General features: G+C 68.0%; 18 protein-coding genes. 6 read left to right on the top strand and 12 right to left on the bottom strand.

The features are described 5' to 3' along the window. Entirely contained in the window at nt 1-846 is an 846-nt protein-coding gene (locus ABD298_RS08085) for an SDR family oxidoreductase (RefSeq protein WP_344299170.1), read from the bottom strand. A gap of 85 nt (nt 847-931) precedes the next feature. On the opposite strand from ABD298_RS08085, the gene ABD298_RS08080 reads away from it, so the two are divergent. The 4 genes from ABD298_RS08080 (at nt 932) to ABD298_RS08065 (ending at nt 4,988) form a co-directional block, all read left to right on the top strand. Beyond that, a complete protein-coding gene (locus ABD298_RS08080) occupies nt 932-1,135 on the top strand; it encodes a hypothetical protein (RefSeq protein ID WP_344299169.1) in 204 nt (67 codons plus the stop codon). 653 nt (nt 1,136-1,788) lie between these two features. After that, nucleotides 1,789-3,603 (top strand): DUF262 domain-containing protein, encoded by a 1,815-nt coding sequence (locus ABD298_RS08075; protein ID WP_344299168.1) that lies wholly within the window; start codon nt 1,789-1,791, stop codon nt 3,601-3,603. A 179-nt stretch (nt 3,604-3,782) separates the two neighbouring features. Further along, nucleotides 3,783-4,088 (top strand): hypothetical protein, encoded by a 306-nt coding sequence (locus ABD298_RS08070; RefSeq protein WP_344299167.1) that lies wholly within the window; start codon nt 3,783-3,785, stop codon nt 4,086-4,088. A gap of 204 nt (nt 4,089-4,292) precedes the next feature. Further along, nucleotides 4,293-4,988, top strand: a complete 696-nt coding sequence (locus ABD298_RS08065; RefSeq protein ID WP_344299166.1) for a GntR family transcriptional regulator — start codon at nt 4,293-4,295, stop codon at nt 4,986-4,988. Nucleotides 4,989-5,087: 99 nt separating this feature from the next. Here the strand turns inward: ABD298_RS08065 and ABD298_RS08060 are convergent, their stop codons facing one another. Further along, a complete protein-coding gene (locus ABD298_RS08060; RefSeq protein WP_425564352.1) occupies nt 5,088-6,614 on the bottom strand; it encodes an IS1634 family transposase in 1,527 nt (508 codons plus the stop codon). 199 nt (nt 6,615-6,813) lie between these two features. Here ABD298_RS08060 and ABD298_RS08055 point away from each other — a divergent pair, with 199 nt between their 5' ends. Beyond that, a complete protein-coding gene (locus ABD298_RS08055) occupies nt 6,814-8,232 on the top strand; it encodes an MFS transporter (protein WP_344299165.1) in 1,419 nt (472 codons plus the stop codon). 73 nt (nt 8,233-8,305) lie between these two features. On the opposite strand, the gene ABD298_RS08050 is transcribed toward ABD298_RS08055, so the two are convergent. From ABD298_RS08050 to ABD298_RS08040, 3 genes are all read right to left on the bottom strand, one after another. Then, nucleotides 8,306-8,767, bottom strand: coding sequence for an SRPBCC family protein (locus ABD298_RS08050; protein WP_344299164.1), 462 nt, complete (start codon nt 8,765-8,767; stop codon nt 8,306-8,308). Nucleotides 8,768-8,918: 151 nt separating this feature from the next. Continuing rightward, nucleotides 8,919-9,704, bottom strand: a complete 786-nt coding sequence (locus ABD298_RS08045) for a hypothetical protein (protein WP_344299163.1) — start codon at nt 9,702-9,704, stop codon at nt 8,919-8,921. 471 nt (nt 9,705-10,175) lie between these two features. After that, nucleotides 10,176-11,387, bottom strand: coding sequence for an FHA domain-containing protein (locus ABD298_RS08040; RefSeq protein ID WP_344299162.1), 1,212 nt, complete (start codon nt 11,385-11,387; stop codon nt 10,176-10,178). Nucleotides 11,388-11,582: 195 nt separating this feature from the next. On the opposite strand from ABD298_RS08040, the gene ABD298_RS08035 reads away from it, so the two are divergent. Continuing rightward, nucleotides 11,583-12,845, top strand: coding sequence for an MFS transporter (locus ABD298_RS08035; protein ID WP_344299161.1), 1,263 nt, complete (start codon nt 11,583-11,585; stop codon nt 12,843-12,845). A 96-nt stretch (nt 12,846-12,941) separates the two neighbouring features. Here ABD298_RS08035 and ABD298_RS08030 read toward each other — a convergent pair whose 3' ends face one another. From ABD298_RS08030 to ABD298_RS08000, 7 genes are all read right to left on the bottom strand, one after another. After that, nucleotides 12,942-14,876, bottom strand: coding sequence for an FAD-binding monooxygenase (locus tag ABD298_RS08030; RefSeq protein WP_344299160.1), 1,935 nt, complete (start codon nt 14,874-14,876; stop codon nt 12,942-12,944). Nucleotides 14,877-15,035: 159 nt separating this feature from the next. Beyond that, nucleotides 15,036-18,212 (bottom strand): beta-phosphoglucomutase family hydrolase, encoded by a 3,177-nt coding sequence (locus tag ABD298_RS08025; RefSeq protein ID WP_344299159.1) that lies wholly within the window; start codon nt 18,210-18,212, stop codon nt 15,036-15,038. Nucleotides 18,213-18,282: 70 nt separating this feature from the next. Then, entirely contained in the window at nt 18,283-19,026 is a 744-nt protein-coding gene (locus ABD298_RS08020) for an SDR family oxidoreductase (RefSeq protein WP_344299158.1), read from the bottom strand. Between the two features lie 264 nt (nt 19,027-19,290). Then, on the bottom strand, nt 19,291-20,748 hold the full coding sequence (locus tag ABD298_RS08015) for an MFS transporter (RefSeq protein ID WP_344299157.1): 1,458 nt from the start codon (nt 20,746-20,748) through the stop codon (nt 19,291-19,293). 502 nt (nt 20,749-21,250) lie between these two features. Further along, nucleotides 21,251-22,156, bottom strand: coding sequence for a bifunctional 5,10-methylenetetrahydrofolate dehydrogenase/5,10-methenyltetrahydrofolate cyclohydrolase (locus ABD298_RS08010; protein WP_344299156.1), 906 nt, complete (start codon nt 22,154-22,156; stop codon nt 21,251-21,253). Continuing rightward, entirely contained in the window at nt 22,153-22,824 is a 672-nt protein-coding gene (locus tag ABD298_RS08005) for a cyclodeaminase/cyclohydrolase family protein (RefSeq protein WP_344299259.1), read from the bottom strand. The genes ABD298_RS08010 and ABD298_RS08005 overlap by 4 nt, the downstream gene beginning before the upstream one ends. Nucleotides 22,825-22,826: 2 nt before the next feature. Beyond that, nucleotides 22,827-25,319, bottom strand: a complete 2,493-nt coding sequence (locus ABD298_RS08000) for a GcvT family protein (protein WP_344299155.1) — start codon at nt 25,317-25,319, stop codon at nt 22,827-22,829. Nucleotides 25,320-25,367: the final 48 nt, after the last annotated feature.

Raw genomic sequence — 25,367 nt, 5'->3', positions numbered from 1 at the left:
CTACTCGCCCCGCAGCACGTCCCGCAGGCTCCGCGCGCGGTGGCCGGTGAGGTCCTCGACGTCTTCGGTCACGGTGGCCATCTCCCCAGCGGCGATGGCGGTGTAGGTGGAGACCCACGCGTCGTACTGCCAGTCCGGCGCGGGCCACTTCTTCCGGGAGTCGTAGGCCTCGGGGATCGTCTCATCGTGGAACGTGACCTGGCTCCCGCGGACCTCGGAGATGATGTGCGCGATCTGTGACATGGTGAGCGCTTCTGGCCCTGTGAGGGTGTAGGTGACCCCGGAGTGGGCCGCGGCGTTCCGGAGCACGGCGGCCGCGCACTCGGCGACGTCCGCATGGGCGACCACGGCGACGGCGCCGGTACCCGCGGGACCGCGGATCACGCCGTCGTCCCCCACCATGCTCTCGAGGAAGTCCGAGTAGAGGCAGTCGCGGAGGAAGGTGTAGGAGAGGCCTGCGTCCTTGATGTACTCCTCGGTGGCGAAGTGGTCGCGGGCCAGCGTGAAGGTCGCGTCCGGCGCGGCGCCCATCAGCGACGTGTAGACGATGTGCCGCACCTCGGCGGCGACTGCGGCGTCGATGAAGCTGCGGTGCTCCTCCATGCGGGTCTCGCTCTCGTGGCCGGAGACCATGAACACGGTCTCGACCCCCTCGAGCGAGCGCTCGCAGAGCATCCGGTCACCGTAGTCGGCGGGACGCACGACGGCGCGCGGCAGCTCGGGTGCCTTGGCCGGGTTCCGCGCGAGGAGGACGAGGGGGAGGCCGTCGCGGGACAGGAGGCGGGCGACCTCGCCGCCGATCGCACCCGTGACGCCGGTGATGCCGAGGCTGGGGAAGTCGCTCATGGGGCGAGACTACCGCCCAAAACCACACCAAATCGCAACCACGGCCCCTATACCCGCCTTGGAAGAGCGGGTTTACAGTGTGCCCATGACTGAGCAGCGCAGCGCCGCCCCCGAGCCCACCGACGATGACGTCGAGTACCCCGCCGAGCAGGAACTGGACGGCGCCCGCGACTCCGTCGACGACGCCAACGCCCTCCGCTTCACCGAGGAGGAGCGGCTCATCCACGAGCAGATCCGCCGCCACCGCGAGGAGGTCGCGCGGCGGAAGAAGGCGGAGGGGAAGGCGTAGGTGAAAGCTTAACCCGCTTCCGCTCGTCACGCTTAGCCTTCCGTTCGGGGCCAGACTTCAAGGATGGGGGCAGCGTCGATTAGGCCCAACAGCCTGCTCTCGGCGGCAACGAACTGTATGCATGTGGGTCCGCCGAGCGGGCAAGGACGCAGCGAGACCGCCGTTACCGCAAAAATGGAGGCCGATGACGCCGAAAGATCCGCATTTGGCCGATGCTTCAGACTTACTCGGCCCCCGTGTGTCGAATGCGAGGTCGGGAGCCGAGACGGCGCGGAACCGGTCATCTGGATTCCTAAGGCATGGCCTGAGAATGGCTAATCGCGCTACGGCACAATGCCGCATTCCACTTCTCGGGGTAGGTTGGGTCGGACTATTGGAGTCGCTTTGCCACACCGGCGGTTCGCCGGCAGGCAACTGTCCGCCCGTAGGCACCCCCGATCGGCTCACCGATGCATTGTATTCAACGGAGGGCGTTGCTCCTCCGCGAGAAGGTTCCTCAACGCCAAAAAACAATGTGAACGCCAGGGACGGCGAAAGAGCGTAGACCCCTTAGAGCCTGCAGGCTGTCAGGGGTCCGCCACGATCGCGGTGACCGCGCCATCATGCTGTAGCCTGGCCGAGGTTAATCGGATCCCTGAGATCAAGAGGTGGACGTGTCTAACACGAACGGGCTGCAAGCGGAACCAATCCGACTGGGGCAGAGGCTTGGGGATCAGGTACAACTGTACTGTCCGTTGTTCCAGCGAGCGTACGTCTGGGGGCAGCAGCAGATCAACCAGCTTTGGGACGATATCGATACGGTACTCGACGAGCAGTATCAAAGTCGGTTCCTCGGCGCGCTCGTGTTCGATGACGAACAAGGCCAGACCGCGAGCAAAGCGGGCCAATATTGGGTGATCGATGGCCAGCAGCGTCTGACGACGATGTATCTCACTGTTGTCGCGCTCGCGAGCACCGCGCACAAATGGGGCACTGATGGTCGGATAATTGCAAATGATCTCTATCGAGACTACCTGGTTAGCACGAAGAGCGACACCCGATTCCGCCCTAGGTTGCGCCCGACGTTGAGGGACACCCATCAGTTCAACTCGATTATGCAGACTGCCCTAAGCCACGAAGATGTCATGCTGGATCTGACGGCCCAGGCCGGCGACGCCGAGGGCAACATGACGAAGTCTTACAACCTGATCCGGAAGAAGATCGAAGAACGAACACTTTTTGATGAAATCGGAAGCGCTCTCCCGGAACCAGATGTGGTCGAGCGCATCTCGCGCTTGCGGGACGTATTGCTTGACCAACTCGAGTTCGTCGAGATCCGTCTAGGAGACTTTCACGATGCGAACGAGGTCTTTGACCGACTCAACAAAGAAGGCATGCGGCTGGGTCTCATCGATCTCGTGAGGAACGAGGTATTGAAGCGCTTGAAGGACGACGCTTCGATGGCGCTGCAACTGTATGCCTCCGAGTGGCAGTCATTCGAGGAGAATTTTCCTAACGCTGCCGCTCGCGAAGCCTACTTTTTCCCCTTTGCCCTGACCGTTGATTCGACTATTACGAAGGCTACGACGTTTAAGCGACTTGTTCGCCATTGGCACGATATAACTTCTGATGGAGAGCTAAGCCCAAAGCAGGAGTTGAAGGAGATAATGGCGGACCTCTCGCGTCATCAGCCTGCGTACAATGCCATTGACTCCGGAATTGTCACGGCTTTCGAGAAGGACCTTCACGCCAATATCTCGCGGTTGAATGCACTGAACCGGCCCTCCACCCTGTACCCCTATGCAATGCAATTGCTTACGGCCACATCTGCTGGGGAGGCACCCGTGGGCGATGCGGTCTCATGCTTGAATATCATCGAGTCATTCCTGGTGCGTAGAGCTCTGATGGGAATTGAGCCGACCGGGCTTCACGCCATTTTCAAAAAGCTTTGGGCCGAAGCGGGTTGGGACCCTTCGCGCGTCCGCAAGTCGATCGTCAGTAGGACTGTCGTATTTCCTTCTGACGAGCAATTTTCGGCTGCGGTTGTTGCCGGTTCGCTCTATGGCCGAAAGATTGCTCCTTTTGTCCTCGCGGAATACGAGCAGGAGCAGTCAAAAATTGACGTCATGAAGAATCTGCCGAAAATGACTATTGATCACGTCATGCCGCAGAAATATAACGAGCATTGGGCTGTGAGCTTTTCTCCAGAGCAGCATGCTCAGTGGGTCGACACGTGGGCAAATCTGGTGCCGCTTTCCGGGCCGGCAAATTCATCGAAACAGGACAAGAGTTGGGAGGACTCCCGGAGATTGCTGCAGGCAGAAACGGTTTTCTCCACGACGAAGAACATCTACTTTAGAAACGCCGAATGGACTCCGGAAATTCTTGCTTCCAGGGCGGCCGCGCTCAGTGAGTGGGCGCTCGCTCGGTGGCCCTTTTACGGGGAATTGCTCGCGCCGACGGACGAGCCTCCGAAGCTGCTTGGATAGCGCCAAGCTTGCAAGACTGTCGGGCAAAAGCTTAGATGAATCCGGTCCCTGCTTTCTGGCGCATATGAATTTCTGTTGGGAGGGCCCTGCAGCTAGTCTTTCCGTGTTTTGTCTAGTTCCCTAACTCGGGTTCGCGCTTGAATGCGTGACAGCGGTCAGTTGTGGAGGTTGTGGAGGGCATGGCTGAGCGCAACGCGCCATGGGATGATGACGAAATTCGGGCCGTGGTGGGTGTTTATTTTCGAATGCTCGAAAGTGAGCTTACGTCGGAACGTTATGTCAAGAGCGAATGCAACAAGGAAGTGCAGGCTCGAACGGGGCGAAGCCGTGGCTCTGTGGAGTTTAAGTTCTGCAACATAAGTCATGTTTTGGAGCAGGGCGGATATCCGTTCGTTGATGGCTACAAGCCTCGCCGCAACACACAGGGGGCTTTGGTGGATGCGGTGGTTCGGCGAGCGAAAGCCTGCTTGCGCCGTAGCCGTTAATCTTGTGGTTCAGCGAGCGCGGCCTTGTATAACTGCATAAGATCTGTGGCGGACTCCGGCGGGACCCGTCTGCTGGCGCGCGCCTGCAAGCTGACTAGCTGGGCGGGCCGGTATTACTAGTCGCACGTCGTGCGTCCATCGGCCGGCAGACTCAGCGTAGGGCATGGATTCAGTACTGTGGTCGCGCGGCGGCCGCCAGCCGCCATGGTCAGCCAAACCCGGTACATTGAGACGTCGGGCACAGGCACGAGAAGGGGTGAGCTGGCCATCGAATCGCTTGCGGACATCGCCTATCGGGTGATCGCGGACCGGCTCATCATGCTCGACATCCGGCCGAACGTGTCGATCAACGAGTCGCAGCTGTCCAAGGAGATGCAGATGGGGCGGACCCCCATTCGGGAGGCGCTGCACCGGCTCGAGCACGAGCGGCTCGTCGTCACCCAGCCGCGCAAGGGCGCCTTCGCCGCGCCCATCGACATCACCGAGCTGTCCGAGGTCTCGCAGATCCTCCAGATCCTGGAACCCGTGGCGGCGAAGCTGGCCGCCGAGAACCTGCGCGACGCCGACCGGCCCGAGATCGAGCGCTACCTCGGCCTGGTGGAGTCCCTCGGGTCCAGGGAGGTCGACCAGAACGACCTCCTCCGGCTCGACCTCGCCGTGCACAGCGCCATCTTCGCCCTCGTGCGCAACGGCCACCTCGAGGAGATCCTCCTCCGCTACGGAAAGCTGGCCACGCGCATCTGGCTCGCCGTCCTCGAGAGGCGACCGCTCGTCGTCGAACGCATCTCCGAGCTTGCCCCGATCCTCCGCGCCATCCTGGCGAGGAACGCGGACGAGGCCTCCAGCCTCATGGCCGCACACGTCCGCGACTTCAGCCGGCATATCGCCAACGTCGTCTGAACTCCCGGACCTTCTCCCGCACCCGTGTGCGGCAGAAGTAACCCAAGCTTTACGCCCCGCCGTTGACAGTGGGACTAATCACACCTGACTCGTGCCAACTTAGTGCGCAGTTTTCGGTGCCAGTGAGTCGAGGATTTCTCGGGCGTCGGGTCCGGGTGGGGTGGTGGCCTCGAGGAGCTGTCCGCTGATCTCGATCGTGTCGGTGCGCAAGGGCCTGAGTGTGCGGATGATCTTCTGGATGCTGGCTCCCGTGGCTTGTTGGAGGTGGCGGGCTATCGCGAGGGCGCAGAAGACGACGGTGAGGTGCGCCTCGATGGAGTCGCGTTCGTGATGGAACATGGGCCGGGCCTTCAGGTCGCTCTTGGCCATCCGGAATGACCGTTCGACCTGGTAGAGGTCGTGGTAGGCGGCCACGACACCGTGCCCGTCGAGCGTGCCTGCGGGGATGTTGGTCACGTACCCCTTGAGCCCCAGGAGCTTCCGTGCACGTTCGACCAGGGCCCAGTCGACTCCGGGCTTGGCGTCCTCGAGCTTGACGAAGCGGTCCTTCTTGGCGGGCCTTGTGCCGTCGGCGATGTGCTCGGCGCGTTCGATCTGCTTGTTCAGGGTGTAGTTGTCCCGCTTCTTGCGGGTGAAGGAGTAGTGGTAGACGACCCGCCGCTCCCGCGCAGCCTTGCCGGCACCCATCACTCGGGCGGACTCGAGCGTGCTCCCGTCCTGGAAGTGGTCGCCATGGGCCTGGAAGTGCTCGGCCAGGTCGTAGGGGGCCTTGGTGATCCTGGAGCCGACGATGAACCGGAAGCCCGCGTCCTCGAGGGCGTTCAGGTTCGCCGCCGAGAGCATGCCCGCATCCGCCACGACGACCAGGTCCCTCACGCCGTGGCGTTCCTGGAAGGCCTCCAGGACGGGGATGAGGGTGCGGGTCTCGGCCTTGTTGCCCTCGAAGCAGTGGATCTCCAGCGGGAACCCCGTGGGCGTGACGAGCAGGCCGACAGTGATCTGGGGGTCCACCCGGCGTTCCTTGCTCATCCCGACCCTGCGTAGCGCGTCCTCGTTCTCGGCCTCGAAGTAGAGCGTGGTCAAGTCGTACATGACCAGGGCCACGGCCCCGCCGGCGGTCGCGTGGGCGTAGGCGGCCCTGCACGCTGCGTCGCGCCAGTCCTCCTTCACGCATTTGGCCAGGGTTCGCCAGATCGTGCGTAGCGACGGCGCTGCGGGGACGCCGAGTTCGCCCAGGACCCGGACCGTGTCGGCCTTGGACGTCGGCTCGATCAGGCGGGCGAGCACGAGATGACGGAACGCCTCGTCCCCGACAGCGCCGAACCCGACCCGCTCATACGCCTCCGACAGGACGTCCCACAGGATCCGGGCTCGGCTGGCGACGATGACCGGGGACCCGCCCACTGGCCTTGCCGCCCCGGCCGGCGGGGTGAGCGCGTCGAGGTCGAACGTGCCCTGCCCGCCCTGGATCTTGGCCTCGGCGACCTGCCCGAGTGCGGCCAGTGCGGCATCGCTGTGGGCCGAGCCGATGTGCTCCACAATCGTCTGCACGCCGCGTCTCGTATGGGCGATCTGGACCGCTGTCGCACCCGAAGCAGTCCTCACCTTCCGCACGAACAAGCCCACCCGGACAGACTAGACAGACCTTCTTAGTGCGCAAAACCCGACCCCAGACCCCCGGAAAATCAAGGAACACGACTCCGAAAAGGCCCGGTCGACCCCCAAGTGGCACGAGTCAGGTCACACTTTATGGTCCTGATATATCAACTGTCGTCAGGTCGTCAGCAGACGCCAAACGGACGGCACCCGCACCACAAGGAGCTCGATGGACATCCACGCCGCCATTGACGAAGCCCGATTCGCCCGGTTCCACAAGAAGCTCGTCGCCGCCTGCATGGGCGGCCCGATCCTCGACGGGTACATCCTCAGCATCATCGCGATCGCGCTCATCGGCATCAGCGCCGACTTCCACACCTCAGCCTTCGAGACGAGCCTCATCGGAGCGGCCGCTCTCGTGGGCATCTTCCTGGGGGCCGTCTTCCTGGGCCCGCTGACGGACAAGATCGGTCGCCAGCTCATGTACACGATCGACCTCTGGGTCCTCGTGCTCGGCTCCGTCCTCCAGTTCTTCGTCCAGGACGCCACCCAGCTCGTGATCGCCCGCTTCATCATGGGCCTGGCCATCGGCGCGGACTACCCGATCGCCAACTCCCTCCTCGCCGAATGGCTCCCGCGCAAGCGCCGCGGCCAGATGCTCGGAGTCCTGCAGGTCGGCTGGTTCATCGGCGAGGCCCTGGCCTCGATCGTCGGGTACGTCATGTTTGAGGTGTTCGGCGGCGAGTCCTGGCGCTGGATGCTCGTCTCCTCCGCGTTCCTCGGCGCCATCGTCATGCTGCTCCGCCTCGGCACGCCCGAGTCGCCGCGCTGGCTCCTCCACCACGGACGCGTCAAGGACGCGAAGGCAGCTCTGCGCGCCGCCCTCGCCGACCAGATCAGCGTTGACCACGTGGTCTTCGAGACCGGCCCGCGCGAGGCCGACGAGAAGGTGGGCAAGGTGGACCTCGCCATCCTCCTCAAGCCGATCTACCTGAAGCGCATCATCTTCTGTGCCGGCTTCTACGCCTTCCAGGTCGGCCCGCTCTTCGCGATCTACACCTTCGGTCCCACGATCCTCTCCGCATTCGGTCTGGCCCAGGGCAACGCCTCCAACCTCGGCTCAATGGTGATCGACATGGTCTTCCTCACCGGATGCCTCCCCGCCCTGAAGCTCATCGAGACCTGGGGCCGGCGGCCGCTGATCATCTGGTGCTTCGCCCTCATGTCGATCCCGCTCTTCATCCTCGGCTTCGCGCCCTCCGCGCCGGTCGGCATCGTCGTGGCCTGCTTCCTCGCCTACGCGCTGTTCTCCGGAGGCCCGAGCATCCTCGAGTGGGCCTACCCGAGCGAGCTGTTCCCGACCAACGTCCGCGCCAGCGCCGTCGGCATCACCACCGCCGTGAGCCGGATCGGCGCGGCACTCGGGACGTTCGGCCTCCCGTTCGCCCTCGAAGGCTGGGGGATCGGCCCGACCATGATCGTGGCCGCGGTCATCACCTTCGCCGGGTTCCTGCTCTCGCTCCTCCTCGCCGAGGAGACGCGCGGCATGTCGCTCGCCCAGGCGGGTGGCCAGCAGGCGGACGACGCCGCAGCGCCGGCTCCCGCCGCCGCCTCGCCTGAGGTCGTCCCCGCCAACGCGGCCGACTGACCCACCCGCAGCGAACGCCGGGCCCGCACCGAGAAGGTGTGGGCCCGGCGTCGTGCGTGGTGCGTCACCGTGCTCAGCCCGCGGGACTCTCCCGGTGCTCCGTGAGGATCTCCGCGAGCGTGGCAAGGTCGGCGCGCACCTGCCTTGCGTAGGTCTTGTTCACGAGCGCGTCGGCGAGGCTGCCGAACATCCCGCCGAGGCCCTTGGCGGTTTCGAGCCGGTAGGTGACGCGCGTCCCGGCGCCCTCGGGCTCAAGCGTGTAGGTCCCTGAGAAGTCGATCTTGCTCTCGACGGACTTGATCGCCTGCCTGCGCGGGCGGTCGTTCTCGGTCAATTCGGCGACCCATTCGACGTTGCGGCCGAGGACCTTGGTCGTTCCCCGGAACCGCGAGCCGACCTGCACCGGGCCGGGGCTTTCGGGTTCGGCTCGGGTGATGCTGCCGCTGAACTCGGGGAGGTGCGTCGGGTCGAGGAGGTAGTCGTAGACCTCCTCGGGCGGCGCGGCGATGACGATGGATTCTTCGATGGTGGGCATGATGAGGGCTCCTGCTCTCGAGGCCCGGCGCGGGGGAGCCCCAGCGTGATCCCGCGTCGATGTTGTCGTTCGATCCCCGATGGCTTTCACGGTACGCCGGGCGCCCGAGGGGGACAACGGCGTCGTGCGTGGTTCCCCCGAGGTCGGGCGGTCAGGCGCCCCAGGGCAGCGGTTCGGGGGCCGGTGTCCGGGCTGCTATGGCAGGGCCGAGCACCTTCGGGTCGAGCGTGCGGTGCTCGCGGACGGCGTCCGCATACCGCTGCGGCTGATGCAGGTGCGCGCGGGCGAACGCCGTGAACGGGTCCTGCTCCGTCGTGCGGGCGGCGAGCGGTGTAGCCGGATCGTCGCACTCGGGGGCGAGGGCGAACGCCATGAGGTAGGCGCCGGCCCGCTCGCGCAGCGCGGGGTCGGCAGCGAGGTAGTCGGTGCGGGGCAATGCGGCGGGAAACGAGGCGGCTGCATCGTCGCCGACCTCGTCGAGCCGCGGCCGCTTCCCTGTCTCGAATGCCTTCAGTGCGGCGGGAAGGACCGCCTCACGCAGTCCGTCATGGTCGTCGCTGTCCCCGCACACGGCGTCCAGGATCTCGCGGTAGGCGACGGCGTTGGAGACCTCGGCCGCCAAGGGCTGGCACGCCGACCGGAGGTCCCGGTTCTCGCTGCCTGGCTCCGTGCACCGGCGCTCGAGCCACTCCCCGGCGGTGTTCGCGAGGGTCTCCGCGGCGTCCGCGATGTGATGCCGCGCCGGGCGGCTCGCCCGGGGGAAATCCGCGGTGATGGAGCCCAGCGCCCGCGGCGGCAGCAGGCTCAGCGCAGTGAGCGCTACGGGCGCCTCGACCGGCCAGAAGCGGCCATCGAAACCCACGAGGGTCCCGGTCTCGGGGTCGGACAGGGGGCAGAGCCGCGACAGCGCGGCTCGGTAGTCTGGTGCGTTCCTCACATCAGACCCCTTCCCTCCCGCGGCTGTAGTCAATCGGGCCTTGACCTTGGTGCTTCCTGAGCGGACGCTTGGTGCTACACAGCGTGCTGGGGAGCCTTTCGTCAGGGGTGATGTGCATGCGTGCTCATCTGGCAGTCGGACCGGCGGCGCGCCGTGCCCCCATAACCGTCTTCGTCCCGCATGGCCATCCGATGCATCGGGCGTCCAGTGTGCACCGGCAGGGCGCAGACCCGTCGGCCTCTGCCCTGGGGGACCGCCAGGCTGCGACGGCGGCTGTGGTCTGCGCGCTCGGGCTCGTCGCGGCGGTCCTCCTCGCGGGGATCCAGCGGGAGACCTCCTCGCCCGACGCTCTTGTATGGCAGCCGGCGGTCCCGACCAGTCTGGCGGCGGCCGGGAGACCTCCCATGTTGCCGGCTGCGCCCACCCCGCCCACTCTGATGGCTCCTGCGGTGGCCCTGCCCGTCCCGCACTTCATCCACCTGCCCTATCGGATTCGGTAGGCCCTCGCGGCCCAAGCCGCCCCCGCACGACGCCGGGTGCTCGCCCCAGAGGTGCGTGCTCGCCGTCGTGCGCGGCGCCGGCTGTGGCCCTGGCCGAGGCGAGGTCCTTGAGGACGAACGGTGGAGTAGTCAGGGATGCGGGGCCGCCGAAGCCCTGGCCGAACACCGTCGAGAAGCTCAGCGTGGCCGCGGTCCGGGCGGCGGGAAGGTGGCCCGGGAAGGTGATCCGGCCCTGGCGCTCGGCTCCGGGCGGGATGCTGTCTGTCCACGAACTCCTGAACGGATCCGCCTCGAGGCTTTCCCCGCCGTCGGGGGTGAGCACGGCGTTCTTGTACACGGGCAGCGTGACCGTGAATTCCAGCGAGTTCCGGACGGACGCGCGAACCTGGGTGAAGTGGTCCGTCTCCAGGACGCTCAGCACCGTCAGTGCCACCCCGCTCCGCTCGATCCCCTGCTGGGCCTCGAGGCGCTCGACCCCGGGCTCGTTCCCGGTCACGAGGCCGGACACATACCGGACTCCGAAGGCCAGCGCGAGGCCCACCACGGCGAGGACCGCGAGGACCAGGACGAGGCTGGGCGCCCCCCTCGGCCTCCCGGATGCGGCTTCCGGACCGCGCGCCCGGGACGGCTGCCCGCGTCCCGGCTGGCGCTCCGGTTGCTCCTCCGGTTCGGACTTCTTGAGGACGTCGTTGACCATGGCCACGAGGACACCGACGACCGGAGCTGCCAGCCAGCCCACCGTCCCGGTCCAGCCCGCGAGCGCGTTCGCCGCCACATTCCCCAGCAGGACCACGACCTCGGCGGCGCCGGCCAGCAGCGCGCCCCTCCATAGCTTGCGGCTGCGCGGCGGTGGCGGCCGGACGGGAGAGGGAGGAGCGTGGAACGACAGGCGCACCTCGCCCAAGCCCACCTCGTCCCCGTCCAGGAGCTCCTGGGAGGCGGCCACGCGTTGGTCGTTCAGCCACGTCCCGTTGCGGGAGCCGAGATCGTCGAGGCGGACCCTGCCGTTGGGGGAGACCGTCACGGCTGCGTGGCGGCGGCTGATGCTGTCATCGTCCAGCACGATGTCCGCGTCGGCGCTCCGTCCGAGGATGGTCTCGCCGTCGGGCAGGTAGAACTTCTGTCCGGCGTGCGGACCGTCGAGCACGGTCAGCAGGCGGCGCCCTGAACCTGCCTCGGACATGTCGCCCCCTCGGGAATCCTGTCGCTGTGGCCCCCTTGGCAGCATCTTGCAGTTATTTACGGCCCGCCGGTGTGGCCGAGTCAACAGGCCGATCACGCGGAGTGAGCCCAGCCGGGAAGCCGGCCGCCGGGTACCGGCCGGTAGGCTCGTCCGTATGGCAGAAGTGATCGGTCCGGCCGAGGTAACACCGCGCGTATGAGCGGAAACACGCGTCTCGAAGGCCCGTCCCACCAGGGGACGGGCAGGCTCCCCGGGCTCCGTCCGCCGGTCGGCCAGAGCCGGGGCAGCCTCGTGTTCCTCGGCCTGTGCCTCGTGCTGATCGGGCTGAACCTGCGCACCGCCTTCTCGAGCTTCTCCGCCGTCCTCACCGAGATCCGCGCGAGCGGCACGGTCCCCGAGTGGGCGGTGGCACTGCTGACGACGGCGCCCGTGACGCTGCTGGGCGTCTTCGCCCCGCTCGCTCCGGTGCTCTCGCGGCGGTTCGGCTCCAAGCGCGTGCTGCTCGGGGCCATGGTGGTGCTTACCGGAGGCCTCCTCGTGCGGCCCACGGAGTGGGGGAGCGCGGGGCACCTGCCGGGCCTCATCGTCGGCACCGCGCTGTGCGGGGCGGCGATCGCGCTGTGCAACGTCATCCTCCCCAGCGAGGTCAAGCAGGACTTCGCCCACCGGCTCGGCCTCATGGGCGGTCTGTACACGACGGCGATCTGCGCCTCCGCCGCCCTCGGCGCAGGGTTCACCTATCCCGTCTTCCAGGCCACCGGCGAGTGGAGCGCCGCGCTCCTGTTCTGGGCTGCGCCGGCCGCCGCCGTCGTGCTCCTGTTCGCCCCCGTGGCCGTGCGCGCCCCGCGCGCCCGGACCGGCGCGGACCACGGGGGCACGAACGTCTGGCGCTCGCGGGTGGCCTGGCACGTGACCCTCTTCATGCTGTTCCAGGCGATGACCTCGTTCAGCGTCTTCGCCTGGCTCGCCCCGATCCTGCGCGAGCGGGGGATCGACGGCGCCACCGCCGGGGCGATGGTCTCCGTCTCGATCCTGCTCCAGATGCTCGGCTCCCTCTTCGCGCCCACCCTCGCCGCCCGGATGTGGGACCAGCGCGGCATCAACGTCACGGTCGCGCTCATGACCTGCGTGGGATTCGCCCTCAGCGTCCTCGGGCCGCTGGAGTTCGTGTGGGTGTGGATCGGGCTCCTCGGGCTCGGGCAGGGCGCCCTGACCGCGGTGGCGCTGACCATGATCATGCTCCGCACCCGCAACTCGCACACCGCCGTCCACCTCTCCGGCATGATGCAGGGGGTCGGCTATGGCGTGGGCTCCGCGGGAACGCTCATCGTGGCTCAGATCCACAACACGACCGGCCAGTTCACGCTCGCCGGCTGGGCGTTCCTCGCCATCGGGGTCGGCGCCGTGACCTTCGGGTACCTGGCGGGGCGGCGGCGGAACGTCGACGCCGCGGGGTAGCGTTGCGCCTACTGGCACCTTCCGCACACAGCACAGAGGGGGCCGCGCTCCTGCGCGGCCCCCTCTGTCACCTCATCAGCCCTGACGGCGGGGGCGTCAGCCCACCTGCGCCAGCTGGGCCGTCGGGACCATGAACCGGGCGAAGAACTCTGCGAGCTCCGCGTGGGCGTCGAGCGGGAGGACGTGGGCCACGTACTGGTCCGGCCGGACCACCACGACGGCGCCGCGGCTCCGGTCGATGCCGCGCGCGTCGAAGATGTCCGTGCCGCCCTTGTGGTCCGCGGCGAACATCTTCTCGTAGTCCACGAGCCCGAACGGGCCCTTGCGTGGCAGGAGGAACGCCGGCAGCTTCTCGAGCGCGAGCTCCCGGTGCGCCTGCTGGAACACGGCGCGGACGTCGAACACGGCGTCCGGGTTGGCGCCCTCAGGCGTGAACCGCCGCACGGGGGAGTCCGCGGACTCGCCGAGGAACCGGCAGAACTGCGCGATGCCGGACTCGGGCGAGTGGGGATCCTCGGCGCCGGCGAAGGCGTAGATCCGCCACCGCCCGTCCGCCTCGGCGACATGGCCGAGGCCCTCGGGCTTCGCGTCCGCGAGACGGACCACCGGTGCCGAATAGAAGCGCTGGCCGATCGGGAAGCCGGTGGCGAGGCCCTGGTGCTCGGCACCGCCGGTGAGCAGGGCAGGCCGGTACTCCGTCGCGAAGCCCGCGGTGAAGCGGCCGGCCTCGGTGAAGATCCGCTGCTTCTCCTCGAGGTCCACGCCGCCGGCCTCGGGGTGGGCGGGGTCCTTCGGCTTGGCGGCCATCATGGTGGAGAAGCGCAGGTCGAAGTCGATGAGGTCCTGGGCGATCTGGCGGCGCTCGCCGGAGTAGGTGTCCAGGAGGGACTCGGGGCTGCGGCCCTCGAGCACGGCGGCCAGCTTCCAGCCGAGGTTGAAGCCGTCCTGCATGGAGACATTCATGCCCTGGCCGGCCTTGGCGCTGTGGGTGTGGCAGGCGTCGCCGGCGATGAAGACGCGCGGGGTGCGGGTGCCGCGCTCGTCGGGGAGCACGTCGTCGAACCGGTCCGCGATGCGCTGGCCCACCTCGTAGACGCTCCACCAGGCGGTGTCCTTGACCTCGAGGGTGTAGGGGTGCAGGACCTTCTGCGCCGCCTCGACGATCGACTCCCGGGTGAACCGCTTGCGCGCATCCCGATCGCCGGGCTCGAGGTCGCCGAGGTCCACGTAGAAGCGCACGAGGTAGCCGCCCTCGCGCGGGATGATGAGGATGTTGCCGCCCGAGGGCGACTGGATGACGGACTTCTTCCGGATGTCGGGGAAGTCGGTCACGGCAAGCACGTCCATGACGCCCCACGCGTGGTTCCGCGCGTCGCCGCGCAGCTCGATCCCGAGCGACTTCCGCACCGCCGACCGTGCGCCGTCGCATCCCACCACGTACTTGGCGCGCACGACGGCGGTGTCCCCGCCTTCGCGCTGAAGCGTGACCTTCACGGGGTGGTCGCCGCCGTCGGGGAGGACCTGGACATCGGTGACCTCGAGGCCGTACTCCGGCTCGAGGCGGCTGGAGGAGGTGCGCATGCGCTCGAGCAGGTACTCCTGCATGCGCGCCTGGTTGACGATCACGTGAGGGTACTCGGACAGGCCGTCCGCGACGTCCTGGACCTGGCCCGTGCGGGCGATCCCCTCGCCCTCGCCGGGGCCCCAGAAGGTGGTCTCGTTGACCCAGTACCCCTCGCGCATGAGCTTCTCGGCGAGGCCGAACGCGTTGAACATCTCCACTGTGCGGCAGGCGACGCCATCGGCCTGGCCGATCTCGAGGGGGCCGGTGCGGCGCTCGACGACGCGGGTCGTGATGCCCGGGAACTCCGCGAGCTGGGCCGCGAGGACGACACCCGCGGGACCCGTGCCGACGACGAGCACGTCCACCTCGGCGGGAAGATCGCCGCTGCCCGAACGGGGCTCGATGCCCGGCGCTGCCGGGAAGTCCTCCGGGTCGCCGGGGCGGTATCCGTCTAGGTAGAACTGCATGGGTGCTCCTCGTCGTTGAAGGGCCGTCGGGATGGCCTCTCTACGAGGGTAGTGACAGGAGTCACCCAAGTGCCTAATGCATTCTGTTCTGCAGAACTATTAGGAGCCTGCTGCTCATAGTCTCGGCGAGAGATAGGTTCCGGTTTCTGCAGAGCAGAATTACTTGGCCCCGAGCACGAACCGGCGCGTCTCCCCGGGCGCGAGCGGGACCTCGCCGCCGCCGTCGGCACCGACCACCCGGAGGCGCACGGGGGCGGCGTCGCCGGGGGCGGAGGCGACTTCGAGCGCGCCGTGGTCGAGGCTCACGTCGAGCAGCTGGTCCCGGTACCGCACCCGGAACGCCACCGACCTCACCTCCCGCGGCAGGCGCGGGGCGAACACGAGGGCGTCGCCGGTGAGGCGCAGCCCGGCGAAGCTGCGCTGCACGACGTCGATCGAGCCCGCCATGGCGCCGAGGTGGACGCCGGTGCGGGTGGTGCCGCCCTGGGTGTCGTCGAGGTCGGCGTCGAGGACCTCGCGGAAGGTCTCCCAGGCGCGCTCCGGGTCCACCCCCGCGAGGACCGAGGCGTGGGCGACCCGGCTCAGGGTCGAGCCGTGCGCTGTCCGGGCGAGGTAGTAGTCCACCGTCTCGTCCAGCTGCCGCGGAGTGAACCCGTACCCGAGCCGGTCGAGGAGGGCCAGCAGCTCCTCCTGGCCCAGGAGGTACACGAGCATGAGCGTGTCCGCCTGCTTCGCGAGCCGGTACCGGTTGGTGGTGTCTCCCTCGGCCTCGAGGATCAGGTCGAGGCGGCCGATGTTGTGGTACTTCTCCCGGTAGGCGTCCCAGTCCAGTTCCTCGAGGTCCCCATAGCCGGCGAACTGGCTGATCAGGCCGTCATGGAACGGCACGGCCATGCGCCGGCTGAGGTGCTCCCAGTGCTGGACCTCATCCTCGCGGATGGCGAGGCGCGCCATGAGGTCCTCCCTGTCGTGGCCCCGCACGAGGCTCAGGACCCGGCACGCGCGCAGGCACGTCCACGCCGCCATCACGTTGGTGTAGGCGTTGTCGTCCAGCCCGGGCTCCTGCCGGTCCGGGTAGCCCGTGTGGTACTCGTCCGGCCCCATGACGCCGCGGAGGTGGAAGCGGTCCTCGGCGGAGTCGTACTCGGCCAGGGACGCGAACAGCCGAGCCACCTCGACCATGAGCTCGGCGCCGTGGCGCAGGAGCCAGAACCTGTCCTGCGTCGCCTCGAAGTACTGCCACGCGCTGAACGCGACCGCGAGGCCCACGTGCCGCTGCAGCCGCGACACGTCCGGGATCCAGTGCCCGGACCGGCGGTTGAAGATCCACCGCGGGGTCTCCTCCCGCCCGTCGCTGCCGCTCTGCCAGGGGAACAGCGCGCCCGCGAGCCCCTGGGCCGCCGCGGCCTCGCGCGCCGCGGGGAGCCGCCGCCACCGGTAGGCGAGGAGGGACCGGGCGACGGCGGGGATCCGCGAGGTGATGAGCGGCAGCACGAACAGCTCGTCCCAGAAGACGTGCCCCCGGTACCCCTCGCCGTGAAGGCCGCGGGCGGGAACGCCGACGTCGAGCTCGGTCACCGACGGCGCGAGGGCCTGCAGAACGTGGAAGACGTGGAGGTTGACGACGAGCTGGACGTGGGGCGAGGCGTCGATCCGGACGGTGAAGAGCGCCAGGATCCGCTTCCACACCGCCGAGTGCTCGGCCAGGAGCCCGTCGAATCCGCCGCTGGCCCGGCGCAGGACGGCTGCCGCCTCCGTTCGCGCGGACGACGCCGCCCTGTCGCGCGAGGTCGTGACGGCCGCGGTCTTCGTCACGGCCACCGGGACGCCGTCTGCCAGGGCGAGGCCGAACTGGGCATAGTGCAGCCCGCCCACCTGCCCGCGCACCGGGGCGTCGGGCTCCCGCCCGTCGACCTCGTGTCCCAGCGCGATGGCGATCCGGATCCCGCTCTGGAGCGTCTCCGCCTCGGCGAGGATCCCGGCCCCGGGCGGGCCCTCGCCGTCGTCCGCGGGGGTGACGTCGCGCAGGTGCCGCCGCGCGAGGAGTGCGTCCTCGAGCACGTTCTCGTTGGCGACATCGGTCTCGACGCCGCTGCGCACCACCGCGCGGCCGCTCCACCCCAGCGCGGTCACCGTGGTCTCGAGGGCCATGAGCTGCGGCTGTGCCATCGAGACGAAGCGCCGCTGCCGGACGCGGAGGAGGCGCCCGGCGTCGTCCGCCAGATCCGCCTCGCGGACCAGCACCGCGGCGGCGAGGTCGAGCGTGCGGCGCTCGCGGCGCAGGGCCAGCCCGCCCTCGGACCACCATGGCCCGTTCCCGACCCGCAGGTCCAGGTGCAGCCAGTTGGGCGCGTTGACCATGTGCTCGTCCTCGGTGTCCTGGCCCTGGACCTGGTTGACCACGCGGTTGTAGACGCCGCTCAGGTAGGTGCCCGGGTATCCGGCGCCGCCGCGGCTGCTCTCGGGCGCGGCCCCGCGCACGCCGACGTAGCCGTTGCCGAGCACGGTGAGGGCCTCGCGGTGGCCCTCGTGGCCGGCGTCGTACCCCTCGTAGACGAGGGTCAGAGGGTCGGCGAGCACCAGGCCCAGGTCCAGCTCGCCGACGTCGCGGAGCACGACGTCGGCCCCCGCCTCCTCGAGCGCGGCGCGCCGCTCCGCCCGGTCGACGCCGACCACGAGGCCGAACCCGCCCAGGTGGGCTGCCGCCACACCGGCCTCCGAGTCCTCGATGACCACGGCCTGCGCGGGGTCCACGCCGACGCGTCGCGCCGCCTCGAGGAACAGGTCCGGCTCCGGCTTCCCGGGCAGCCCGAGCTCCGCGGCCTCGACGCCGTCGATCACTGCGGCGAACGCGTCCTCGAGGTGCGCCGCGGCGAGGACCCGGTGCGCGTTGCGGCTCGCCGTGGCGAGGACCGCCGGGACATGCCCGGCGCGAAGCCGGGTGAGGAGGTCCACCGTCTCGGGGAAGACCGCGACCCCGGTCTCGGCCAGATGCCGCGCGAAGAGCTCGTTCTTGCGCGCTCCCAGGCCGACGACGGTCCACGCCTCCGGTCCGTCCGCGGCGGTCCCGCCCGGCAGCTCGATGCCGCGGGAGGCGAGGAACGCCGCCACGCCCTCCTCGCGGGGCCGTCCGTCCACGTGCTCGAGGTAGTCGCTGCGCCGGAACGGTGACGTGTCCGCGCCCGGGGGCACGCGCGGGTCGCGCAGCACGGCGTCGAACAGGTCCCGCCACGCCTTCTCGTGCACTGCGGCAGTGTCGGTGACGACGCCGTCCAGATCGAAGATGACCGCCTTGAAGGGCGGCTGCATCGCATCCAGCGTGGGGGAGCGCGTCATGGCCCATGCCTACCAGCGGCGCGGCCGGCGGGCCAGAGGCCAAGGTGCGCTCTTGGCTCCGTGCGAGCGGTTACTCTCGGCTGGCGAGCCAGCCGGCGACGTCGGGCCCGAGGATCTCGGTGTCCGGCCCGGCGAGGAGGGCGCCGTCCGCGAACGCCCTGAGCGGGGGCGCGACGGCGACGACGGGCCGCGCGTCGTGGCGTTGGGCCAGGAGACGCCGCACGAGCTCCGGCAGGCGGATGGCCTCGGGCCCGGCGATGGTGGCATCGCGTGCGGTGCGGCGCAGCGCCTCCCGGACGAGCACCTCGGCGACGTTGCCGACGGCGATCGGCTGGACGAGCCAGTCCTGCGCCGTCACCCGGTCGTCGGCGTAGACCACGGCACTCGAGTTCTCGGCGAACTCGAACCACTGCGCCGAGCGGACGATGCTCACCTCGAGCCCGCTGTCCTGCACGGCGTCCTCTTGGTCGCGCTTGGCCACGTAGTACTCGAACGCGTCGAACTCGGGCTTCTCGATGTTCGCGATGGACAGCACCACGAGCCGGCGCGCGCCGGCCTCGACGGCGGCGTGCGCGAGGTGGCGGGCCGCGCGCACGACGGCGTCGAACCGGCTCACCCTCGGGTCCTGGGACGTGGGGCTCGAGGCGTCGATGACGACGTCGACGCCGTCGAGGGCGTCGGGGAGTCCCTCGCCCGTGACGAGGTCGACGCCGCTCGAGCGTGAGACCGCGACGGGCTCGAGGCCCTTGTGGCGCAGGCGTGCTATTACGTGGGCGCCGGCAACGCCCGTGGCCCCGACGACGGCGATCCTCATGGCCACAGCCTACGGGCGGGCAGCGGTCAGTGGGGCAGGGCCAGCGGGGCAGGGTGCGGGTCTACGCTTCCCGCCACCGCCATCCCACCACCGTCGCAGGGCCAGAGGTTTCGGGCCAGCCGGACGGGTCGCAGAACCTTCCGTCCCGACGAGAAGAGCACGACGGCCGAGACGATGAAGGAAGGCCTCCTGTATGTTGGGGCTCGGTCACCCGGCCGCCCGACGGCCTTAGCTCTGACTCGAAGTGACCGTGCAGTCCCGGTGTCAGTGGGAGACGTCTGCTGAGATCTCGGCGAGGGTGCGACCCTTCGTTTCAGGCGCGAGCCACTGTGAGAGGACTGCGCCGAGCAATGCGACGGCGGCGGCTATGACCATGCTTGGGCCCATGCCGATGTTGCTGATCGCCCATGGCAGGGCGAAGGTGCCGAGTGCGGCTCCGATGCGGCTGAAGGCTGCGGCGAAGCCCATCCCGATGCCGCGCAGGTGGCCGGGGAATACCTCGGCCGGATAGACCTGGGTCAGCGTGGTGTAGCCGGCGTTGAAGTAGGAGAAGGCGAGAAACAGGACGAGCACGAGGATCGCCGGTGCGTCCGTCCAGACTCCGATGATCAGCAGGATTCCTGCGCAGAGCCACTGCCCGGGCACGGTGAGGATTCGGCGGCCGAGCTTGTCAATCAGAAGCACGGTGGTGACAACGCCCGCGGTCGCAAGTGCAGACAGGCCCACTCCGCCGGCCCAGCCGCCGCCGAAGCCGAAATGGTTGAGCACGTCGTCGGCGAAGGTCGCGATCGCGAAGTACGGAGTGACTGCGCAGAACCAGAAACCTGAGGTGAAGAGGGTGGTGCGCCAGTACTGCCTCGAGAACAGCATTCCGACGGAGGCGCCCTTGATTTTGGTCCTGCTCTGCGCGGCTTGGGCCTCCTGGATCTTTCTCAGATCGATCTCTTCGGTGATGCTGTGGTGCATCTGGGGCGATTCGACGTATCGGTGCGCGATCGCGAGTGCTTCCTCGCGCCGTCCTTTTGTGATGAGCCAGCTCGGCGATTCGGGGAGGCCGAGGCGGGCGAGGAACAGGGCGAATGCGAGTATCGTGCTCGTGCCGATCACGAGGCGCCATGGGGTGCCGGCGTCGTGCAGGAGCGTGCCGATGATGAATGCCATCATGAAACCGACGTACCAGGCGATCAGAGTCAGCCCGAGCAGTCGCCCGCGGAGCTTTGGAGGCGAGAACTCTGCCAGCAGTGGGCCGCCGATTGAGTACTCGCCGCCGATCGCGACGCCCATGAAGAACCGGATGGCGGCGAGCTGGATCACGGCCCCGTCTCCGGAGGTTACGAAGAACTGAGCCGCTGAGGCGACCAGGAACAGGCCCATGTCCACGAGGAACATGGGCTTGCGTCCGAACTTGTCAGTAGCCCAGCCGGCGAGCGGGGAGCCGACGAAGATGCCAGCCAGCGGGCCTGCAGCGATCATGCCCAGAGACAGTGCGTCGAGCTGGAGATCTGACCGCATGGGTCCGGTGACGGGGCCGATGATTCCGAGGATGTAACCGTCGAGGAACATCCCGCCGATGAAGACAGCGACAAGCCGTACCATGAAGCGGCGTTTGAACTTGGAGCTGGTCTCTATTGATCTGGAGGTGTCGGCGGAGGCCGTCGGCTTGATCGAATTAATCACTGAGATTCGTTCCCTTCTGGCTTCAGCGCAAACTGCTGCCGGCACCCGAGCGCCGTTTCGTGGACGCATGGACGGCCGCAGCAGCCCTGAGCGACCGGTGGACGGGCCGGGCTGACTCGATGCCAGCCGATATGGCCGGGCAGACCTGGGGAGATGACTTCGGCGTCATCCCCAGGTCGTTCGGGCGCACCGCACTGCTTTGATCGACGGTGCTGCCACCTTTGATAGTCATAAACAGTTTCCTTTAGTGATCAGCGCTGCCGCATGGACGGTGACAACGTTGCGCGGCCGATGCGCGAGACAGGACCCTCTGATCGGCCATCATGAATTCGTTTGTCTGTTTCCAAGCGCATCACGGGTGGGTCCCCGGGGGTCAGATCCGGGCCAGCTTCGTTCCGTGATGATCAACAACATTCGCCCTGTGCAACAAATCGTGTGCTAGCTCACACTCGATGTCAAGGGCGTGGCCCGTGAAAGACAGAGTATGTAGGCGTTCTTGCTTCTTGCTCCGGGGCGTGCCGAAGTGCCCTACTGCGAACGCTGAGCCCTAGCGTGCTGTTTCCAGCACATGGGCTCCTGAAACGCCGGCCTGCAGCGGCAGAGGGGACGATTGGCGCCAGGCAGCCTCCGCGGTGTGGAGCAGCAGCAACGCCGTCGTCACGGCGCCGACGCCACCCGGAACAGGACTGAGCGCAGCCGCAACCCCTCGGACGCTGTCCGCGTCCACGTCCCCCACCAGCGAGCCGTCGGCCAGGACGTTGGTGCCCACATCGATGACTACGGAAGCGGAAGAGACGTGGCTGCCCTTGAGCAGGCCGGTCCTTCCCGCCGCGACCACCACGATGTCAGCCCCAGCCGTGTGGTTCTCCAGCGGCCCGGAGCGTGAATGGCACATCGTGACGGCAGCGTCGCGTTCCAGGAGCAGGAGGGCCAGCGGCTTTCCCACCACTGCCGAGCGGCCTACAACCACAGCGCGGCGCCCGGCCACCGGGATGCGGTAGTGCTCAAGGATCTCGACGACGGACCGGGCTGTGGCAGGCGCGAAGGCAGGTTGCCCCACGGCCAGGCGGCCAAGGCTCAGCGGGTTCGCCCCGTCGATGTCCTTTTCAGGCGGGATCAGGCCCACCAGGGCGTCAGTGCGGACGCCGGCCGGAAGCGGTGTCTGCAGGATGATGCCGTGCACGGACGGTTCGTCGCCCAGGTTGCGCAGGACGCCAGCCAGCACCTGCTCCGATGCATCGTGCCCCAAGTCGATGACCCGGCAGCCGATCCCGGCCGTCTCAGCGGCGCGCTCGATGGAACGGACGTACCAGTGGGTCGATTCGTCGTCGGTGGCGATGACCACGGCGAGGGCAGGGTGGATACCGCCCTGCTGGAGGTCCCGGGCCTGTTCCCGGGCGCGGCGTCGGATGTCCCCGGCCAGTTCCTTTCCGGCGAGCGACTGGGTGCTCATTGCAGGATCCTTTCCCGTACCCGAGCCACGAGGGCGTCCGCGGCCGCCACCACCTTTTCCTCGATGCCGTCAGTCTGCTCCTTGAGCAGCGACCGCGCCGACTGGTCCTTGATGGCTACGACGTTGATGTCGATGTTGACCCGTGCCGTGGTGGCGGCGGCACGTGCCGCATCTGCTGCTGCCGCCACATCGCTGATGACGTTGGGGTTGGCGACGTCGGCCAGTCCGGTTGCGAGGTCCACCACTTCACCGGCGAGCTTGACCAGCTGTGCGGGGTTCTGTGCCGCCTGCACCAGCGCAGCCTGGATGGCCGACGTTTTGGCAGCCTTGAGCCCCTCGGTGTCCGAGGGAAGCCGGTACGCGTCGATGACCGCTTGGAAGACCCGTTCATCCGAGTCGGCCAGGCGCAGGGCCTCCGACGCGAGCTCATCGGCCACCTTCGTGGTCCGCTCCACCAGTGCTGCATGCTCGCCGTACTTGGGGCCGGTGGTGTAGCGAGCCACCATGGCCACCAGGGCCGCCCCCTGCGCGGCATGGAGTGCGGCCGCCGCCCCGCCTCCCGGCGTGGGTTGCCGGGAGGCGAGCCGTGCGAGGTAGCTGCCGATGGTCTCGGTGCCGACCGACCCGGCGCCGGACGGCACCGCCCTGTTTAGGCGCTGTTCGGTCATGCTCACCCGCGCAGCCGGGACATGGTGGGGTCGTACAGCGGATCCTGGGCCACGGTGGCTACGATGCGGCGGCCGAAGTACTCGATCTCCACAGAATCGCCGACTGAGACTTCGGCGGGCAGGTAGGAGTAGGCAATGGGCTTGCGGACGGAGTAGCCGTAGGCGGCGCTGGTGACATAACCCACCGCCTGGTCCTTGTAGAACACCGGTTCCTTGCCCAGCACGAGGCTGCGGCCGTCGTCGACCGTGAGGCAGCGCAGGCGGCGTGACGAGTTCTCCTCGGTGCGGCCCTCCAGGGCTGCCTTGCCCACGAAGTTGTCCTTGGCCATCTTCACCGCGAAGCCGAGGCCGGCCTCGAAGGGGTCGTGCTCGGTGGTCATGTCGGAGCCCCAGGAACGGTAGCCCTTCTCCAGGCGGAGCGAGCTGAAGGCGGCCCGGCCCGCGGCGATGATGCCGAAGGGCTGGCCGGCCTTCCACAGCGCATCCCAGAGGCGCTGGCCGTTGTCGGCGCTGGTGTACAGCTCCCAGCCCAGTTCACCGACGTAGGACAGGCGCATGGCCGTGACCGGGATGCCGCCGATGACAACCTTCTTGGACCGGAAGTACTTCAGGCCCTCGTTGGAGAAGTCGTCGCTGCTGACCGCGCCGACCACATCCCGGGCGAGCGGGCCCCAGAGGCCGATGCAGCAGGTGCCCCCGGTGGTATCGCGCACCTGGACCCAGTCCCCGGCGCTGCCGCTTTCGGTCTGGTGGCGGGCTGCCCGCTCGAAGTAGGCGGTGTCGATGTTGCCGTTGGCGCCGAGCTGGAACGTGTCCTCGCTGAGCCGGGCCACGGTGATGTCGCTGCGGATGCCGCCGGCGTGGTCCAGCAGGAGCGTGTAGGTGACGGCTCCGGGCTTCTTGTTCAAGTCCGCGGTGGTCAGCTCCTGCAGCAGCTTCAGTGCGCCGGGTCCGGAGATTTCCAGGCGCTTGAGCGGGGTCATGTCGTACATGGCGACGGCGGTACGCGTCTTCCATGCCTCGGCCGCGGCAATCGGCGAGCTGAACATGCCGGACCAGGAATCGCGTGCCGGCGGCTGCCATTCGGCGGGCATCTCCTTGAGCAGATCAGCGTTCGCCTCGAACCAGTAGGGACGTTCCCAGCCTGCGCCTTCGAGGAAGTACCCGCCCAGTTCCCTGTGCCGGGCGTGGAAGGGGGACACACGAAGGTTGCGCGGGGAGAGCTTGGGCTGCAGCGGGTGCAGGACGTCGTAGATTTCCACGAAGTTCTGCTGCGAGGTTTCGCTGACGTAGTCCGGGGTCAGCTGGACATCCTCGAAGCGGTGGATGTCGCAGTCGCCCAGATCGATGGAGGACTTGCCGTCCACGAGGAGTTCGGCCACGGCGCGGGCGATGCCGGCTGAGTGGGTGACCCAGACGGCTTCGGCGACGAAGAAGCCATCCAGTTCCTTGGATTCGCCAACGAGGGAGCCGCCGTCCGGGGTGAAGGAGAAGATGCCGTTGAAGCCGTCCTCGATCTCGCTCTCGCGCAGGGCGGGCAGGATCTGCTTGGTGGCTTCCCAGGCCGGGAGGAAGTCCTCGAGGGTGAAATCCAAGCGGGAGGGCATGTTGTGTTCGCTGATCTCGGTCGGCTCGAAGCTGCCGAGCTCGTCCAGGTCCACGGGCATGGGCTTGTGGGCGTAGGAGCCGATGCCGTACCGGTCGCCGTGTTCGCGGTAGTAGAGGTCCTGGTCCTGGTGGCGGAGGATGGGCAGTCGCGCACCATTGGGCAGCTCGTTCTTGCCCTCCTGTGCAGGGACCGGGGTGGTCTTGACGTACTGGTGGGCCAGGGGCAGCAGCGGAACGGACATGCCGATCAGCTCGCCGACCTTTGCACCCCAGAAGCCGGCGCAGGAGACGACGATGTCAGCCGGGATCACGCCGTCGGGCGTCTGGACACCGGTGACGCGGCGGCCGGACCGCTCGATGCCGGTCACTTCGGTGTTGCCGATGTACTTTACGCCGGCCGCCTCGGTGCGCTTGATCAGCAGTTGGACAGCGCGGGCGGCGCTGGCCAGCCCGTCGCTGGGAACGTGGAGGCCGCCGAGGATCTCGTCCTCATTGATGAGGGGGTAGAGCTCCTTGCATTCAGCGGGGGAGAGGATGGACCCCTCAATGCCCCACGAGGAGGCGTAGCCAAGCTTGCGCTTCAGGTCCGCGAGGCGGGCTTCGGTGGTGGCGACTTCCAGCCCTCCCACCTGGTTGAAGCAGCTGACGCCGTCCTCGGTGAGGGACAGGAGCTTCTCCACGGTGTACTTGGCGAACAGTGCCATGGACTTGGAGGGGTTTGTCTGGAAGACCAGGCCGGGGGCGTGGGACGTGGAACCCCCTGGCATGTTGAGGGGGCCTTGGTCCAGGACCGTGATGTTGTCCCACCCCTTCGTGACGAGTTCGTCCGCGAGGTTGGTGCCGACGATGCCGGCTCCGATGATGACAATGCGGGGCGTCGAGCCCATAAGGTTCTCCTGCTGCTCTACGAATTAGTGTCTGTGCCGGCGGTGCCG

The sequence above is a fragment of the Sinomonas flava genome, assembly GCF_039531875.1.
Lineage (GTDB): Bacteria > Actinomycetota > Actinomycetes > Actinomycetales > Micrococcaceae > Sinomonas > Sinomonas flava.
The sequence above is the reverse complement of the archived record's forward strand: the minus strand, read 5'-3'. Positions and strand labels throughout refer to the sequence as shown.

Excerpts from the sequence above, each read along its gene's own strand:
- ABD298_RS08085 (WP_344299170.1), bottom strand. The coding sequence starts at position 846 with ATGAGCGACTTCCCCAGCCTCGGCATCACCGGCGTCACGGGTGCGATC.
- ABD298_RS08080 (WP_344299169.1), top strand. The coding sequence starts at position 932 with ATGACTGAGCAGCGCAGCGCCGCCCCCGAGCCCACCGACGATGACGTC.
- ABD298_RS08070 (WP_344299167.1), top strand. The coding sequence starts at position 3,783 with ATGGCTGAGCGCAACGCGCCATGGGATGATGACGAAATTCGGGCCGTG.
- ABD298_RS08065 (WP_344299166.1), top strand. The coding sequence starts at position 4,293 with ATGGTCAGCCAAACCCGGTACATTGAGACGTCGGGCACAGGCACGAGA.
- ABD298_RS08055 (WP_344299165.1), top strand. The coding sequence starts at position 6,814 with ATGGACATCCACGCCGCCATTGACGAAGCCCGATTCGCCCGGTTCCAC.
- ABD298_RS08050 (WP_344299164.1), bottom strand. The coding sequence starts at position 8,767 with ATGCCCACCATCGAAGAATCCATCGTCATCGCCGCGCCGCCCGAGGAG.
- ABD298_RS08040 (WP_344299162.1), bottom strand. The coding sequence starts at position 11,387 with ATGTCCGAGGCAGGTTCAGGGCGCCGCCTGCTGACCGTGCTCGACGGT.
- ABD298_RS08035 (WP_344299161.1), top strand. The coding sequence starts at position 11,583 with ATGAGCGGAAACACGCGTCTCGAAGGCCCGTCCCACCAGGGGACGGGC.
- ABD298_RS08030 (WP_344299160.1), bottom strand. The coding sequence starts at position 14,876 with ATGCAGTTCTACCTAGACGGATACCGCCCCGGCGACCCGGAGGACTTC.
- ABD298_RS08025 (WP_344299159.1), bottom strand. The coding sequence starts at position 18,212 with ATGACGCGCTCCCCCACGCTGGATGCGATGCAGCCGCCCTTCAAGGCG.
- ABD298_RS08020 (WP_344299158.1), bottom strand. The coding sequence starts at position 19,026 with ATGAGGATCGCCGTCGTCGGGGCCACGGGCGTTGCCGGCGCCCACGTA.
- ABD298_RS08010 (WP_344299156.1), bottom strand. The coding sequence starts at position 22,156 with ATGAGCACCCAGTCGCTCGCCGGAAAGGAACTGGCCGGGGACATCCGA.
- ABD298_RS08005 (WP_344299259.1), bottom strand. The coding sequence starts at position 22,824 with ATGACCGAACAGCGCCTAAACAGGGCGGTGCCGTCCGGCGCCGGGTCG.
- ABD298_RS08000 (WP_344299155.1), bottom strand. The coding sequence starts at position 25,319 with ATGGGCTCGACGCCCCGCATTGTCATCATCGGAGCCGGCATCGTCGGC.